We start from the raw sequence: 14,951 nt of genomic DNA, 5'->3' as shown, positions 1-14,951 counted from the left end.
TTCCGGTCTCTTCCGGTCGTTCCGGGTTGCTCCGGGCTGCTTTGGGCCGCTCCGCGTGGGGCGGGGCGGCGGTCAGGCCGCCAGGGCCTTCTGCTGCGGTTGCCGTTCCTGCTCCCGGAGTTCGGCGCGCACCCGCAGCAGCGAGCGGTACATGAGGACCGCGCCGAGCCCCATCGCGCCGTACAGCAGGCTCATCCCGAGCGGCGGCACGAACGCGCCGGCGGTCACGAACACCGACGCGAGGAGCAGCGCGACCCGGGCGTGCAGCGCGTACGCCGCCATGTACTTGGTGCGGTCCGCCGCCGGTACGAGGTCCGCGAGGATCGCCTGCTTCACCGGTACGGAGGTGATCTCCCCCACGGTGAGCAGCACCGCGGCGGCGATCAGCACCCAGCCGACATCGCTGACCGCCCAGACCATGTAGCCGACGGTGAAGGCGGCGATGCCGGCGAACAGCCGGGAGCGTTCCGACAGCAGCCGCAGCGCCTTGCCCGCGAGCAGGACGAGGAGCACCACGAGGGCGGCGTTGACGGCGCGGAGCACACCCAGCATGGACACGCCGTCGATCTTCGGCCCCCAGGAGCCGAGCACTTCCAGCGTGCGGTGCGGGAACGTGTCCGCGAGGCGCACCGCGATGTAGTAGCCGATCTGCATCTCGATGGTGCACACCAGGAGCGCCGCGCCCACCAGGCGCAGGAACACCCGGTCCCTGGCGACCGTCAGATAGCCGCGCAGCATCGCCCCGACGCCCGTCGCGGCGTCCTTGCCGGTGCGCGGCGCGGACTCGCTGATCCAGCGCCACATCACCAGCGTCGTCGCCGCGGACAGCACCGCCGCGCCGGTCAGCAGCTGGAAGAAGTGCTCGCCGTAGAAGAAGCCGCCGACCAGGGCGCCGATGGTGAACGCCAGGTTGATCGACCAGTAGTTGATCGTGTAGACGAGCGTCCGGTTCTCCGGCGAGGACACGTCGACCACCATGGCGTCGGCAGCGGGCGTCGCCAGGTTCGACAGGCACGTACTGGCCAGGAAAAGCGCGAACGTCAGCGGACCCGACTGCCACCAGGGCGAGTTGGCGAGCGCGAGCAGCACGAACGTCACCGTCGCGCCGAACTCGCCCCACACGAGCAGCGGTCTGCGCCCGTACACGTCGGCGAGATGCCCACCCAGGAAGTTGCTGGCGACGCCCGCGATCGCGACCATCACCGTCAGCGCACCGGCCACGGCCGCGCCGTACAGCGTGGCCAGATGGATGACGAGCAGCGGCGTCAGCATGATGGCGAGCAGCCGCTGCACGAACCCCACGCCGATGCGCAGCCTGATGTTGGGATGCAGTTCCCGGAACTTCACCGTTCCTCCTGCGGTGTTCGGAATTCCTGGGGCGGCGCACACGGTGTCGGCGTGGCTTTCGAAAGAGCCCGTTCCAGGTGCATCGAGGTCACCACTTCGGCCCTTCCGGAAACAACCGAGCGCGTTCAACAGGGAGTTACCTGAACGCCTCGCTGTGCACAGGACGTCCGGAAGTTGCACTCTCTTGCTCGGCAACCTGGCGAAATATCGAGCCTTCCGAGGGTCGCGTTCCGTCGGCAGCTGTCACGGCATTGACACCGGTGGGACGAGTGCCGCGACCCATGCGCCACGTAAGAACGCGTCCCCGGCGGGAAGGGTGAGTTGTGTCCGATTTCGACATACGCAGGCTGGGCGGCAGGATCGGCGCGGAGATAACCGGCGTCGATCTCGGCTCCGAGCTTTCCGAAACGGTTTTCCGGGAGATCCACGCCGCTTTTCTCCGGCACCAGGTTCTGTTCTTCCGCGACCAGGACATCAAGGACGCCGACCAACTCGCCTTCGCCGGCCGCTTCGGCCCGCTCAGCGACCCCCATCCGCTGATGCGGACCCTCGACGGGGCGCCGCAGGTGATCCCCGTGGACGGTGAGGACCAGCGCGCCGACCACTGGCACACCGACATCAGCTTCACCTCCACCCCGTCGCTCGGCACGACGCTGCGCAGCGTCGTCCTGCCGCCCTACGGCGGCGACACCCTCGTCGCCAACGCCGCCGCCGGCTACCGCGACCTGCCCCGCGAACTGCGACAGATCGCCGACCGGTTGTGGGCCGTGCACACCAACAGGGCCGAACAGCCCCGTCTGGGCACCGCACGCGGCGACGCCGTCCGCGAGGCGTTCATGGCGACCGAGAAGCGCGCCGCGCACCCCGTGGTGCGGGTCCACCCCGAGTCCGGCGACCCCAGCCTGTTCCTCGGCGGGTTCGCGCAGCGTCTGCTCGGCATGGAGCTGCGCGAGTCCCGCCCCATCCTCGACGTCCTCCAGTCCTACGTACGCAGGCCCGAGAACACGGCCCGCTGGACGTGGCGGCCCGGTGACGTCCTGATCTTCGACAACCGCAGCACCCAGCACTACGCGGTCAACGACTACGACGGCCACCGGCGCGTCCTGCACCGGGTGTCGATCAACGGGGACGTCCCGGTCGGCCTCGACGGCAGAACCGGCTACGCGATCGAGGAGGACGACCGATGACCGGCCGGAACGGGCACGGCCCCGACAGCTTCGTGCCGCGGCTGCGCCGCCGGGAACAGCTGGTCGGCTACTGGATCGCCCTCGACAACCCCGTCGGTACCGAACGCATCGCCGGACTCGGCTACGACTACATCGGCGTCGACGGCCAGCACGGCGTCCTGCACCAGCCCGGCTGGCAGTCCGCGATGCTCGCCGTCGACGCCCGGCACAGCGCCGCCGGGGTGATCCGGGTGCCGTCCGTGGATCCCGTCGCCATCGGCCAGGCCCTCGACTGCGGCGCCCGCGGCGTCATCGTCCCCATGGTCGAGTCCGCCGCCGAGGCCATGACCGCCGTACGTGCCTGCCGGCACTGGCCGTACGGCACCCGCAGCCTCGGCGGCCCGGTGCGCGGCGAGGTCCGGCTCGGCTCCGTACCGGCCGAACTGGACGAGCGGGTCGCCTGCATCGTGATGATCGAGACGGCGGCGGCACTGCGCGACCTGAAGGAGATCTGCGCCGTGCCCGGACTCGACGCCGTGTACGTCGGGCCCGCCGACCTGTCGGTGGCCCTCGGCGCCCGCTACTTCGGGGACCCGGACGCCGCGCCGGCCCTGGAGGAAGCCCTCGCGGAGATCGCCGAGGCCGCCCGCGGCGCCGGGATCGCCGCCGGGATCCACTGCCTGACCGGGGCCGACGCCGCTGTCCGGCTCGCCTCGGGTTTCACCTTCGCCACCGTCTCCAGCGACATCACACACCTTCAGCAGGCCGCGGCGGCGCACTTGGACGACGTGTGGGGCAAGGCCGCCGCCGCGGCCTGAGCCGCACGCATGAGAGGAGCACACCATGACCGTCACCACGCCCGACGCGCCCGTGACCTCGCGGGTCGTCGACTCGGTGGAGGAACTCGTCGGGGAGACACCGCTGTTGCGCGTGCGCCTCGCGGGCATCCCCGAGGACACCAGCCTGCTGGCCAAGCTGGAAATGCTCAACCCGCTGTCCAGCGTGAAGGACCGGCCCGCCCTCGCCATGCTCAGGGACGCCGAGGCGACAGGGCTGCTGCCCGCCACGGGCGGCACCGTCATCGAGTGCTCCTCCGGCTCCACCGGCATCTCGCTCGCCGCGCTGTGCACCCTGCGCGGCCACCGCTGCATCATCGTCATGCCCGACAACGCCACCGAGGAACGCCGCCTGATACTGCGGCAGTTGGGCGCCGAGATCGTCACCGTGCCGCACCAGGAGGGGCTGCTCGCGGCCTGGGCGCACGCCGAGCGGCTGCAGCGGGCCACCCCCGGTTCCTGGCTTCCGCACCAGGACCGCAACCCGGCCAACGTACAGGCGCACTACGACACCACGGGCCCGGAGATCCTGCGCGCCACCGCGGGCCGGGTGGACGTCCTCGTCTGCGGGGTCGGCACCGGCGGCACCCTCACCGGTACCGCCCGCTACCTGAAGCAGCACACCGACGTGCACGTCGTCGCCGTGGAACCGGCCCGCTCCGCCGTGCTGTCGGGCGGTGAAGGCGGCCCGCACGGCATCCCGGGCATCGGCGCGGGCTACGTCTCCGACCTCACGGACCTCAGCCTCGTCGACGACGTGGTCACCGTGCCCGACGAGGCGGCCGCCCGCACGGCCGACGAGGTCACCCGGGCCACCGGACTCCCGGTCGGGATCTCCTCGGGGGCCGCGGCGCACGCGAGCCGCCTGATCGCCGGCCGCTCCCGATGGGCCGGAGCCACCGTCGTCACCGTCTTCCCCGACTCGGGCGAGCGGTACCTGTCCATGGCACACCACTGATCGGCCGACCCACAGGGAGACGGGCCATGTGCCGCATCCACGGCTACTTCAACACCACCGCGACACCACGGGAACTGACCGAGGTGGCCGCGCTGCAACGGCACGGTGGACCCGACGGCACCGGGTACGTCACCGGCCCCGGCTGGGGCATCGGCAACAATCGCCTCGCCCTCGTCGACCCCGAGGGCGGCCGCCAGCCGTACCGGTTCGGCGACCGTGTGCACGCCGTGTTCAACGGCGAGATCTACAACCACGACGCGCTGCGCCGCCGCCTCGCGCAGAAGGGCCACACCTTCACCGACCGCTGCGACGGCAGCATCATCCCCGCCCTGTACGCCGAGTACGGCGACGCCTTCGTCGACGAACTCGACGGCATGTACGCCATCGCCGTCCTGGACAGCCGCGGCGCGCGCCCCCGGCTTCTCCTGGCCACCGACCACATCGGCATGAAGCCGCTCTACTACCACTGGGACGCCGCCGCGCGGGCCCTGTACTTCGCCTCCGAGATCCCCGCCCTGCTCGGCTTCCCCGGGCTCGCCGCCCGCACCAGACCGCAGGGCCTCGACGCCTACCTGGCCACCAAGACCCCGTTCGGACAGCAGACCATGCTGTCCGGCGTCACCGTGCTGCCCCCGGCGACCACCCTCACCTGCCGGCCCGGCCAGGCCCCGCGGATCGTCACCCGGGCCGCCCCCGACCCGGTGCCGCGGCTGCCCGACGACCGCCGCGCCGTGGGCAGCCGCCTGCGCGGCACCCTGCGCCACGAAGTCGGCCGCCTCCTTACGGCGGACGCTCCCGTCGCCGTGATCACCTCAGGCGGACTCGACTCCAGCCTGGTCACCGCGCTCGCCGCCGAACACCGCCCCGTGCACTCCTTCAACATCGCCTACCGCGGACGCTGGCCCTTCGACGAACGGCACCACGCGCGCAGCGTCGCCGAGCACACCGGCACCGTCCACCACCAGGTGGAGATCGACCCCGCCGAGCTGCCCGTGCTGATCGAGCAGACCGTGGCCCACCTCGGCCAGCCCAACGCCGACCCCATCACGGTCAGCACCCACGCCCTGTTCGCCGCCGTCCGCGCCGCCGGGTTCAAGGCGGCCCTCACCGGCGACGCCGCCGACGAGGTGTTCGGCGGCTACACCCGGATGCGCGCCGCCGCCGAGGCCGACGCCGACGGCCGCCCCTGGACCGCCGCCTACCTCGACCAACTCGGCGTCCTCCCGGCCCGGTTGCGGCACCGCCTCTACACCGACGCGTACCGGGCGGACGCGGTGGCCACCAGCCCGCTGCCGGCCACCGCGCTCGACGCCCTCACCCAGGGACCCGGCTCCGCCCTGGAGCGCATCACCGAGTTCGAGCTGCGCCACCGGCTGCCCGCCTACCATCTGCGCCGGGTCGACCACCTCACCATGGCCCACTCCGTCGAGGCGCGGCTTCCGTTCTGCCAGCGCGGTGTCCTCGCCCTCGGCCGTGCCCTGCCCGACCGGCTGCGCATCCACGGCGGTCAGGTCAAGACCAGCCTGTACGCGGCCGCCGCCGGACTCCTTCCACACGGTGTACTCGGCCGCCCCAAGCAGCCGTTCACCCTGCCCGTCAGCGCGATGCTCACGCCCGGCACCCCGCTGTGGGAGTACGCCCGCGACACACTCGCCCCGGCCCGGCTCACGGCCCGCGGCGAGCTGCGGCCGGGCGTCGTGAACGGCCTGTTCACCAGGCAGGCACAGCACCCCGACGACATCACGGCAGCCACCCTGTGGGCGCTGCTCGTGCACGGTGTGTGGCGCGACCGGATCGCCGCCGCACGGCCGTTGGGGGTGGCCGCATGATCGGCCACCTGGTGCGCGCCACCGGCAGTCCCTGCCCGACGCTCGTCCTCGACGCCCGGCGGCTGCCCGACGACGAGCCGGCCCTGCTGCGCAGCCTCGCCGGGATACGGCGCGAACTGCTCGCCGCGAACGCGGGACACGTACTGAAGATCGCCCTGGCGCGGCCGTCCACGCACCCCCTCTTCGACCTCGACTACTTCTTCGTGCAGGTTCTGCCCGGCAGCCCGGACGGCTTCGAACTCAAGGGCTCCTGCGGCCACTCGATCCTCGCCACCGCCGTCGCCGCCGAACGCGCGGGCATGATCAGCCAGTTGGCGCCGGGTGCACGGGTGCGGGTACGGGTCCTCAACACCACCGACAGCGTCGTGTGCGAACTGGAGCAGACCGAGCACGACGAGGCCCGGTTCACCGCGACCTTCGTCCAGCTGAGCGCCGTCCCCTTCGAGGAGTTGCTGCTCACCGGCGAACCCGTCGACGCTCTCGCCGTCGACGGCGCCGCCCAGGAGGTGTCCCTGGTCAGCTCCGGCAACCCTTATGCGTTCGTCGACGCCCGCACCGTCGGGATCGGTACGTCCGCCGAGCTGTTCAGCGCCGGCGACGCGCTGTTCGAGCGGCTCCAGCGGGTCCGGGGCGCCGCCGCCGACCGGCTCGGACTGCCCCGCACCGGCGCCTTCCCGAAGATCGCGGCGCTGCTGCCGGAGGCCGACGGCGCGCTCGCCGCCCGCGCGGTGTCCGTGCCGCGCTGGCACCCCACACTCGCCCTCACCGGGGCCGTCTGCCTGGCGGCCGCCGCGGGCATCCCGGACACCGTGCCCTGGCGGCTGGCCCGCGAGCACGGCACCGAAGCCGCCGCGGGGTCCCTCACCGTCGTCACCCCGGCGTCCCGCACCGTCGTCAGCGCCGTGTCCTGCGACACCGCCCACGGCCGGGCGTTGACCTGGACCGCCGTCGCACACAAGCAGGTCGTCTTCCAGGGCTCGCTCGTCCTCGACCTGCACGCCGACGCGTACGACCAACGACCCACCGCGGAGCCCGAGGAGGCCACATCATGGCTGGCGCTGTCCGTATGAGAACCGACATCAACTCCACCCTGCGCACCCAACTGCGCACATCCGCGGCCACCACCGCCCGTACCGGTGAACCCGACCGCGAGGTCGTCGCGGAGCTGCGCGCCTCCGGCCTGCTCGGCATCGGCGTCCCCGTCGAGTACGGCGGTACGGGCGGCACCGCGGCCGATGTCAACCGGGTCGTCGAGGAGATCGCCTCCGTCAACGCGTCCCTCGCGATCATCGCCTTCCAGCACTTCGCGGTGTGCGCGCGGATCACCGAATGGGGCACGCCCGAACAACGGGCCCGCCTGCTGCCCGCCCTCGCCGACGGCACCTGGCTCGCCGCGTCGGCGTGGAGCGAGCCGGGTGCCGGGGCTGCCAAGCGCCACCTCAGCAGCACCGGGGTGCGCCGCCACGACGGGAGTTGGCAGCTCGACGGCGCCAAGTCGTTCACGACCGGCGCGGGCCTGGCCGACCTGTACCTCGTCCTCGTCCGCACCGGCCCCGCCCCCACCGACAGCGGCGGCTACGGCGCGACCGGGCAGACCTTCTTCCTCGTCACGGCCGACAACCCGGGCATCCGCCCCCGCCTCGGCCTCGACCTGATCGGGATGCGCGGCTCCGCCACCGGCCTGGTGGGCCTGGAGCGGTGCGCGGTGCCCGACGCCGACCGGCTCGGCGCCACCGACGGCGCCCAACAGGTCATCGCGCAGGTCCGCGAGAGCGGCGCCACGCTCGGGGCGGTCTCCGTGGGCATCGCACAGGCCGCCCTCGACATCGCCGTCTGTCACGCCAACCGGCACGACCTGCTGACGGTGCCGATGTTCCGGCACCGGCTCACCGAGCTGGCCACCCACCTGGAGTCGGCCCGCGCCCTCGTCGACCGGGCCGGCGCCCGCACCGCCCCCAACCCCGGACTGACCACCCTCTACAGCAAGTTGTACGCGTCCTCCGCGGCCGAGGAGATCTGCCTCGACGTGGCCCGGCTGCTCGGCTCCGCCGGCTACCAGGCGGGCGAGGGCCTCACCCGGCTGCTCGCCGACGCCCGGGGCGTCGCCCTGATGGGACCCACCAACGACCTGTGCAGAGAACTGGCGGCCGCGTCATGGGAGCACTGAGGAGGAGTACGGAACCCGTGAACACCGATACGACCGTCGTGACCGCCCGCCGCCTCGTCACCCCCGACGGCGTGCGCCCCGGCTGCGTGCACATCGCCGACGGCCGCATCACCGCGGTCACCGACACCGACACCGCGCCCCCGGACGCGACCCGCCTCGACGCCGGGGACGCGTACGTCCTGCCCGGCCTGATCGACTCGCACGTGCACTTCCGCACCCCCGGCCTGACCCACAAGGAGGACTGGGAGCACGGCAGCAGAGCCGCCGTCATGGGCGGCTTCACCACCGTCGTCGACATGCCCAACACCGTGCCGCCCACGCTGTCCCCGGAGGCGATCCTCGCCAAGTCGGCGGAGATCAGCGGCCGTTCACTGGTGGACCACCGTTTCCACATCGGCCTCGACCCGGACCGCCCGGAGATCCTCGCCGACCTCGACCCCGCCCTCGCCACCAGCGCCAAGATCTTCATGGCGGGCCACCACACCGCGCCCACCGTCGTGCGCGACCCCGACCAGCTCGCGCGGGCCTTCGCCAGTGCGGCCGCAGGGGGCGTCCAACTCGTCCTGCACGCCGAGGACAACGCGCTGTTCGACCTGCTCGACGCGTGGCGCGGCGAACCCGGAAGCTACCTCGACTACGAGCAACGGCGCCCCCGCAGCGCGGGCATCGTCGCCGTCGCCAAGGTCATCGAGCTGGCCCGGCGGTACGGCACCCGCGCCCACATCCTGCACCTGTCCAGCGCCGAAGAGGCCGACCTGGTGTGCGCGGCGCAGGCCACGGGACTGCCCGTCACCTTCGAAGTCACCGGCCACCACCTGTCGTTCACCGACTCCGACACCCGGCGCCTCGGTGCCCGTACCCGCCTTTCGCCCTCGATCCGCGGTCAGGCCGACCAGGACCGGCTGTGGGAGGCGGTGCGCGCCGGTCAGCCCACCACCCTCGGCAGCGACCACGCCCCGCACACCATCGCCGAGAAGACCCGCGGCGTCACCATGTCCCCGCCCGGACTGCCCGGCGTGCAGGAACTCGCCCACACCGTATGGACCGGGATGCGCCGCCGCTGGCCCGAGGAGCACCCCGACGTGGCCGCGGCACGCCTGGCCCACTACCTGGGCGCCGCGCCCGCCGATCTGTTCCGGCTGCCCGGCAAGGGCCGCATCGTGCCCGGCGCCGACGCCGACCTGACGTTCCTCGCCCCCGACGACACCTGGATGCTCTCCGCGGCCGATGTCCGCGCCAAGTGCGGCTGGTCCGCGTACGAGGGCTGGACGTTCACCGGCCGCTTCACCCGCACCCTGCGCGCAGGCCGCACCGTATGGGACGCGTCCACCGGGGCGTTCGGCGCGTACGACGGCCGTCTGCTGTCCTCGACCACGGCCCCGGCCAGTACGCGGAAGGTGCCCGCCCATGTCTGAACAGCCCCTGCCCGCACAGCCGCTGTCCGTCGAGCCGTCCCGGCCCCGGCCACGCTCCGTCGTCGTGGCCGGCGGCGGCATCGGCGGTCTCGCCGCCGCGGCGGCCCTCGCCCATGACGGGGCGCGGGTGACGGTCGTGGAACGCATGCCGTACGTCCGCGACGCGGGCGGCGGGCTCCTCCTGCACCCCAACGGGGTGCGCGCCGCCGACGCCATCAGCGCCGCGCTCGGCGCCCGCATCCGGGCCCACGGCCACGTCACCGGGGAGCACGAGGTGCGCCGCATCATCGACGCCCAGGGTGCGGTGCTGGCCGAGGAACGCATCGGCAGCCCCTTCGGAGCGCCTCAAGTGCCCATCCTGCGCACCGCGTTGCAGACGGCGCTGCTCGTGGAGGCCGCCGCCGCGGGCGCGGTCGTGTTCCTCGGCACCGGAGTGGAGGGCTTCACCGAGCACCGGGACCACATCCGGGTGCATCTGTCGGACGGCACGTCCCTCACCGGAGACGCCCTGGTGGCCGCCGACGGCATCAACTCGGCGACCCGCACGGCGCTCCTGGACGACGGCCCGCCCGACTACCGCGGCTACACCTCGGTCCGCGGCCGCACCACCGCCGCCGGCCTCGGACAGCGGCCGTACGTCGCCAACGGCCGCGGCGTCCAGCTGTTCGTCGCCCCGGTCGGCCGGGACACCCTCTACTGGACCGCGAAGATCACCGCACCGCCGGGGCTTTGGCCCGCGAAGGGCCCGATGGGCGCGCTGCGGGACCTGCTCGCCGCCCTGTCCGGCTGGGACGAGTCCGTCGTGCGCCTGGTGCGCGACTGCGACCCCGCGAACCTCGTGGTCACCGACGTGCACGACCGCGACCCGGCGCCGCGCATGGCCATCGGCCGGGTGGCGCTGCTCGGCGACGCCGCGCACCCCATGGTCCCGGCCCTGGGCCAGGGTGCGAACACCGCCCTGGAGGACGCCGTCGTGCTCGCCGCCGCGCTGCGGACCCACACCGACGTGGAGCGGGCCCTGGCCGCGTACGAGAGCGAACGGCTGCCCCGCACCGCCGAGATCCAGCGGCGCTCGCGCCGTCAGGGCTCCCTGGACCAGGGCGCGGACGACGCCGCGGAGCGGGCCCGCAACGACCTGATGAGACGCCAGGGCCGCAAGGACGCCGAAGCCCTCGACATCACCGCCTGGACCCCGCCCACCACGACCACCGAAGAGGTGCCCGTCCTTTCGCGGGCACGGAAGAGGAGAAACCCCATGCCCGCCGCCGCGTTCACCGCCCACCCCAGCACACCCGGTCCCGTCTGGCGGGACGCCAACGTCCGCTCCGGCCCGTCCCTTTCGAGCCCCGTGCTCCGGCTGCTGCTGCCCGACCCGGACGTCGCCCACGACGCGGAGGGCTGGACGGTGGGCGACGAGGTGATCGAGGGCGAGCACCAAGGCGGTGAGATCACCAGCTCGCTGTGGTTCCGGCTGAGCGACGGCGGCTGGTGCAGCGCCGTCAACTTCGAGCCGGACACGGTCGCCGCCCTCGTCTCCCGCACCGCCACGGAACAGGCCGCCTGAGCGGCCGCCGCACCTTCGTACGACTCCGTGCGACGTCTTGACCAACTCACTGTTGTCAGGCGTCACGGAGAGCCGCAGATTGCCGGTGTCCGCCCCCTTAGACAGCTCTGAGTGACGGAGTGATAGCGGTACGTGACCCTCATGTGCGGTGGCTGATTCCGCCTCGTCCGAATCGGTGACCTTCGCGGCGATGCCGCGACTTGGGCAACTTGCTCTTGCTCCCGTGCCGCCCCGGACGCACGCTGCCGCACATCGGCATGACGTGCACCGATCCCCACAGCCGACCGCTCCGCATGCCGCGAGATGCGTGGGTGATCACCCAGTGCCAGGCTGGACCGAGCTCCGGCCCGGACGGCCCGAAGAGGAGAGTTCATGAACACCGCTGCGGCGACCACCCTTGCCGAGGACCTGACCGGCGAGGTGATTCTGCCCGGAGGCCGTGACTACGACGCGCTGAGCAAGCTCATCGTGCACAAGGGCGCACCCGCCGTCATCGTCAGGTGCCACAGCACGGAGGACGTCCGCAAGGCGGTCCGGTTCGCACGCGAGCAGGACCTGCTGGTCTCCGTACGCAGCGGCGGCCACAGCAACGCCGGCCTGAGCACCAACGACGGCGGCATCGTCATCGACCTGTCGCCCATGAACGGCATCGAGGTCGTGGACGCCGACGACAAGCTGGTCCGCGTCGGCCCCGGTGCCCAGTGGAGCGAGGTCGCCACGGTCCTCGACGGCCACGGTCTCGGCTTCTCCTCCGGCGACACCACGTCCGTCGGCGTCGGCGGGCTGCTGCTCGGCGGCGGCATCGGCTGGATGGTGCGCAAGGGCGGTCTGTCCCTCGACAACGTGCGCTCGGTGGAGCTGGTCACCGCCGACGGCGACGTCGTGCGGGCGAGCACCGACGACAACCCCGAGCTGTTCTGGGCGCTGCGCGGCGGCAGCGGCAACTTCGGCATCGCCACCTCCTTCGAGATCACCGCGCACGCCGTCGACGGCGTCACCTTCGGCACCATCACCTACCCCGCGGCCGAGGCGGCCTCGGTCGTCAAGGGCTGGGCCCGCTACCTGCGCACCGCGCCCGACGAACTCACCTCGCACGTCGCGCTGTTCCCCACCTTCGGCGGCGATCCCAACCCGGTCACCATCCAGGTCTGCCACTGCGGTGACGAGGCGTCGGCCGAAGCCGCCATCGCCCCGCTCCTCGCACTCGGCTCGCTGCAGAGCAAGGACATCAGCCGCATCCCGTACCCCGAGACGCTCGTGGACGCCGGTCCGCTGCCCGAGGACTGGCAGCCGACCGTGCGCAACCGCTTCGTGCCCGACGTCAGCGACGGGTTCGTCGACGCGCTCGTGACGGGGGCGGCCTCCTTCGACACGCTCTTCTTCGAACTGCGGAGCCTGGGCGGCGCGGTGGGCCGGGTCCCGGCCGACGCGACCGCCTTCGCGCACCGGGACGCCGCCGTCATGCTCAACGCGGTCAACCTCGGCACCCGCGCGTACAACCTCGACGCCGCCCCCGGCCTCGACGCCTTCTGGAAGTCGCTGGCCCCGTACACGAAGGGCGCGTACAGCGGCTTCCTGAGCGAGCTGGACGAGGGCGACATGGCGGCCGTCTACCCGCCCGGGACGCGCGCCCGGCTGCAGGCCGTGAAGGACGAGTACGACCCGCAGAACCTCTTCTCACGGAACCCCAACGTCGAGCCGTCGACGCGGGGCTGACGACGAGGGCGCCGCCGGCACCCGGGGAGGTCGAGATGCCCACCGCAACCCGCGCACCCGAGCACGGCGGCATCGCGCTGCCCGGACCCGGCCTGAACGGTTTCACGGGGGAAGCGGACACGACCGGTGTCCGTCGGCCGGCGGGACTCCGCACGGCCGCACACCGACAGCGGCGGCCGGCCCGCCGCACCGAGTCCTCGGCGCTCTCGACGAGCAGTGGTCGGCGCCGCGGGCAAGACCTTGAAGGGACCTGACATGACCAACTCGACCCTGGCCCAGGGCAGTCTGCGGGCTGGGCGGCGGGAGTGGATCGGCCTCGGCGTGCTGGCGCTGCCGACGCTGCTGGTCGCCCTCGACATCAGTGTGCTGTTCCTGGCGCTTCCGCACCTCAGCGAAGACCTGGGGACCAGCGGGACCGAGCAACTGTGGATCACGGACATCTACGGGTTCATGCTCGCCGGTTTCCTCATCCCCATGGGCAACCTCGGTGACCGGATCGGCCGGCGCAAGCTGCTGCTCATCGGCGCGGCGGCGTTCGGAGCCGCGTCCGTTCTGGCCGCGTACGCGGCCAGCCCCTGGACGCTGATCGCGGCCCGTGCTCTGCTCGGTGTCGCGGGCGCCACCCTCAACCCGTCCACGCTGGCGCTGATCAGCAACATGTTCCGCGACGACAAGCAGCGCGGTGTGGCCATCTCCATCTGGGCCGCGTGCCAGTTCGGCGGCGCGGCGTTCGGACCGATCCTCGGCGGCCTGGTCCTCGACCACTTCTGGTGGGGCGCGGCGTTCCTGATGGGCGTCCCGGTGATGCTGCTGCTCCTGGTGACAGGACCGATCCTGCTCCCGGAGTACCGCAACGAGCAGGCGGGACGCCTGGACATGACCAGCGTGGCGCTGTCGCTCGCGGCTGTCATCCCGGTCATCTTCGGTATCAAGGAGCTCGCCGCGGGCAACTCCGAGACACCGACGGTGGCGCTGGTCGCGCTCGCCGTGGGCCTCGGATTCGGGTGGCTGTTCGTGCGCCGGCAGGGCCGGATCGAATCCCCCCTCGTCGATCTGGGACTGTTCCGGCAGCGGGTGTTCAGCATCGCGCTGGCGGCGATGACCATCGGCGCCGGAGCCTTCGCCGGTACGTCGTTCCTCACCAGCCAGTACGTGCAGAGCGTCGCCGACCTGTCCCCGGGCGAGAGCGGTCTGTGGCTGGCTCCCACCGGTGCCGGTATCGCGGCGGGCGTGCTGCTCTCCCCGATCTTCCTGCGGTTCATGAGCCAACTCGCCGCCATGGTGGGCGGGTTGGTCGTGTCCGCGGTCGCGCTCCTCGCGCTCACCCAGGTGGACGCCGACGGGGACCTGGTCTTCGTCGTGGTGGCCATCGCCTTCACGGCGTTCGGCTGCGGTCCGCTGTTCGCCCTGGGCACCGGGCTGATCGTCGGCTCCTCGCCGGTCGAGAAGGCGGGCGCCGCGGCGTCGTTGTCGGAGACCAGCAACCTCCTCGGTTCGACCCTGGGCCTGGCGCTGTTCGGTTCGCTGGGGGCTGCGGTCTACCGCAGTGACATGGGGGAGTCTCTCCCGGCCGGTGTCCCGGAACAGGCCGCCGACGCGGCGAAGGAGACGCTCGCCGGCGCCGTCGCCGTGGCGGGCGACCTGCCCCAGGGCGCGGACGCCCTCGTGACGGCGGCACGCGTGGCGTTCACCGACAGCCTGAACGTCGTCGCCGCGGTCGCCGGTGTCATCGTCGCCGTCCTCGCGGTGGTCATGGGTGTCGCGCTGCGGGACAAGAACAAGGGCGGAGCGAACCAGGACGCGCCCGAGCAGGCCGCACAGACCGAGCAGGCCGAGCAGGCCGCGCTCTGAACCTCTCCCTGGGTGTCACGGCCCAGGGAGAGTGACGCAGTGGGCCGGACCCGTGGAGACGGGTCCGGCCCACTGTGCTGTTGAAGTACCAGCGCAGGCACT

General features: G+C 72.4%; 11 protein-coding genes. 10 read left to right on the top strand and 1 reads right to left on the bottom strand.

What is annotated here, in order from left to right; genetic code table 11:
* Positions 1–72: 72 nt before the first annotated feature.
* A complete protein-coding gene (locus GUY60_RS00705) occupies positions 73–1,347 on the bottom strand; it encodes an MFS transporter (protein WP_161692851.1) in 1,275 nt (424 codons plus the stop codon).
* A 323-nt stretch (positions 1,348–1,670) separates the two neighbouring features.
* Here GUY60_RS00705 and GUY60_RS00700 point away from each other — a divergent pair, with 323 nt between their 5' ends.
* From GUY60_RS00700 to GUY60_RS00655, 10 genes are all read left to right on the top strand, one after another.
* Complete coding sequence (locus GUY60_RS00700) at positions 1,671–2,534, top strand: TauD/TfdA dioxygenase family protein (protein WP_161692850.1); 864 nt, start codon at positions 1,671–1,673, stop codon at positions 2,532–2,534.
* Complete coding sequence (locus GUY60_RS00695; RefSeq protein ID WP_161692849.1) at positions 2,531–3,331, top strand: HpcH/HpaI aldolase family protein; 801 nt, start codon at positions 2,531–2,533, stop codon at positions 3,329–3,331. The genes GUY60_RS00700 and GUY60_RS00695 overlap by 4 nt, the downstream gene beginning before the upstream one ends.
* 25 nt (positions 3,332–3,356) lie before the next feature.
* The gene (locus tag GUY60_RS00690; RefSeq protein ID WP_161692848.1) at positions 3,357–4,307 is read left to right on the top strand and encodes a PLP-dependent cysteine synthase family protein; all 951 of its coding nucleotides are present in this window, start codon (positions 3,357–3,359) and stop codon (positions 4,305–4,307) included.
* Positions 4,308–4,333: 26 nt separating this feature from the next.
* Positions 4,334–6,136, top strand: coding sequence for an asparagine synthase (glutamine-hydrolyzing) (gene asnB / locus GUY60_RS00685; protein ID WP_161692847.1), 1,803 nt, complete (start codon positions 4,334–4,336; stop codon positions 6,134–6,136).
* Positions 6,133–7,206: a PrpF domain-containing protein gene (locus GUY60_RS00680; protein ID WP_161692846.1), complete on the top strand. Its 1,074-nt coding sequence runs from the start codon at positions 6,133–6,135 to the stop codon at positions 7,204–7,206. The genes asnB and GUY60_RS00680 overlap by 4 nt, the downstream gene beginning before the upstream one ends.
* Entirely contained in the window at positions 7,185–8,303 is a 1,119-nt protein-coding gene (locus tag GUY60_RS00675; protein WP_246234095.1) for an acyl-CoA dehydrogenase family protein, read from the top strand. Before GUY60_RS00680 ends, GUY60_RS00675 begins: the two co-directional genes overlap by 22 nt.
* A gap of 17 nt (positions 8,304–8,320) precedes the next feature.
* Positions 8,321–9,718 (top strand): dihydroorotase, encoded by a 1,398-nt coding sequence (locus GUY60_RS00670; RefSeq protein ID WP_312866139.1) that lies wholly within the window; start codon positions 8,321–8,323, stop codon positions 9,716–9,718.
* A complete protein-coding gene (locus GUY60_RS00665) occupies positions 9,711–11,282 on the top strand; it encodes an FAD-dependent oxidoreductase (RefSeq protein ID WP_161692844.1) in 1,572 nt (523 codons plus the stop codon). Before GUY60_RS00670 ends, GUY60_RS00665 begins: the two co-directional genes overlap by 8 nt.
* A gap of 372 nt (positions 11,283–11,654) precedes the next feature.
* Positions 11,655–12,998, top strand: coding sequence for an FAD-binding oxidoreductase (locus GUY60_RS00660; RefSeq protein ID WP_161692843.1), 1,344 nt, complete (start codon positions 11,655–11,657; stop codon positions 12,996–12,998).
* Positions 12,999–13,253: 255 nt separating this feature from the next.
* Entirely contained in the window at positions 13,254–14,849 is a 1,596-nt protein-coding gene (locus tag GUY60_RS00655; protein ID WP_161692842.1) for an MFS transporter, read from the top strand.
* The last annotated feature ends 102 nt before the right edge of the window (positions 14,850–14,951 follow it).

It is taken from the genome of Streptomyces boluensis (assembly GCF_009908195.1).
In the GTDB taxonomy this organism is placed as follows: domain Bacteria; phylum Actinomycetota; class Actinomycetes; order Streptomycetales; family Streptomycetaceae; genus Streptomyces; species Streptomyces boluensis.
This window is presented reverse-complemented; position numbering and strand designations above follow the sequence as displayed.

Excerpts from the sequence above, each read along its gene's own strand:
- GUY60_RS00695 (WP_161692849.1), top strand. The coding sequence starts at position 2,531 with ATGACCGGCCGGAACGGGCACGGCCCCGACAGCTTCGTGCCGCGGCTG.
- GUY60_RS00690 (WP_161692848.1), top strand. The coding sequence starts at position 3,357 with ATGACCGTCACCACGCCCGACGCGCCCGTGACCTCGCGGGTCGTCGAC.
- asnB (WP_161692847.1), top strand. The coding sequence starts at position 4,334 with ATGTGCCGCATCCACGGCTACTTCAACACCACCGCGACACCACGGGAA.
- GUY60_RS00680 (WP_161692846.1), top strand. The coding sequence starts at position 6,133 with ATGATCGGCCACCTGGTGCGCGCCACCGGCAGTCCCTGCCCGACGCTC.
- GUY60_RS00675 (WP_246234095.1), top strand. The coding sequence starts at position 7,185 with ATGGCTGGCGCTGTCCGTATGAGAACCGACATCAACTCCACCCTGCGC.
- GUY60_RS00665 (WP_161692844.1), top strand. The coding sequence starts at position 9,711 with ATGTCTGAACAGCCCCTGCCCGCACAGCCGCTGTCCGTCGAGCCGTCC.
- GUY60_RS00660 (WP_161692843.1), top strand. The coding sequence starts at position 11,655 with ATGAACACCGCTGCGGCGACCACCCTTGCCGAGGACCTGACCGGCGAG.
- GUY60_RS00655 (WP_161692842.1), top strand. The coding sequence starts at position 13,254 with ATGACCAACTCGACCCTGGCCCAGGGCAGTCTGCGGGCTGGGCGGCGG.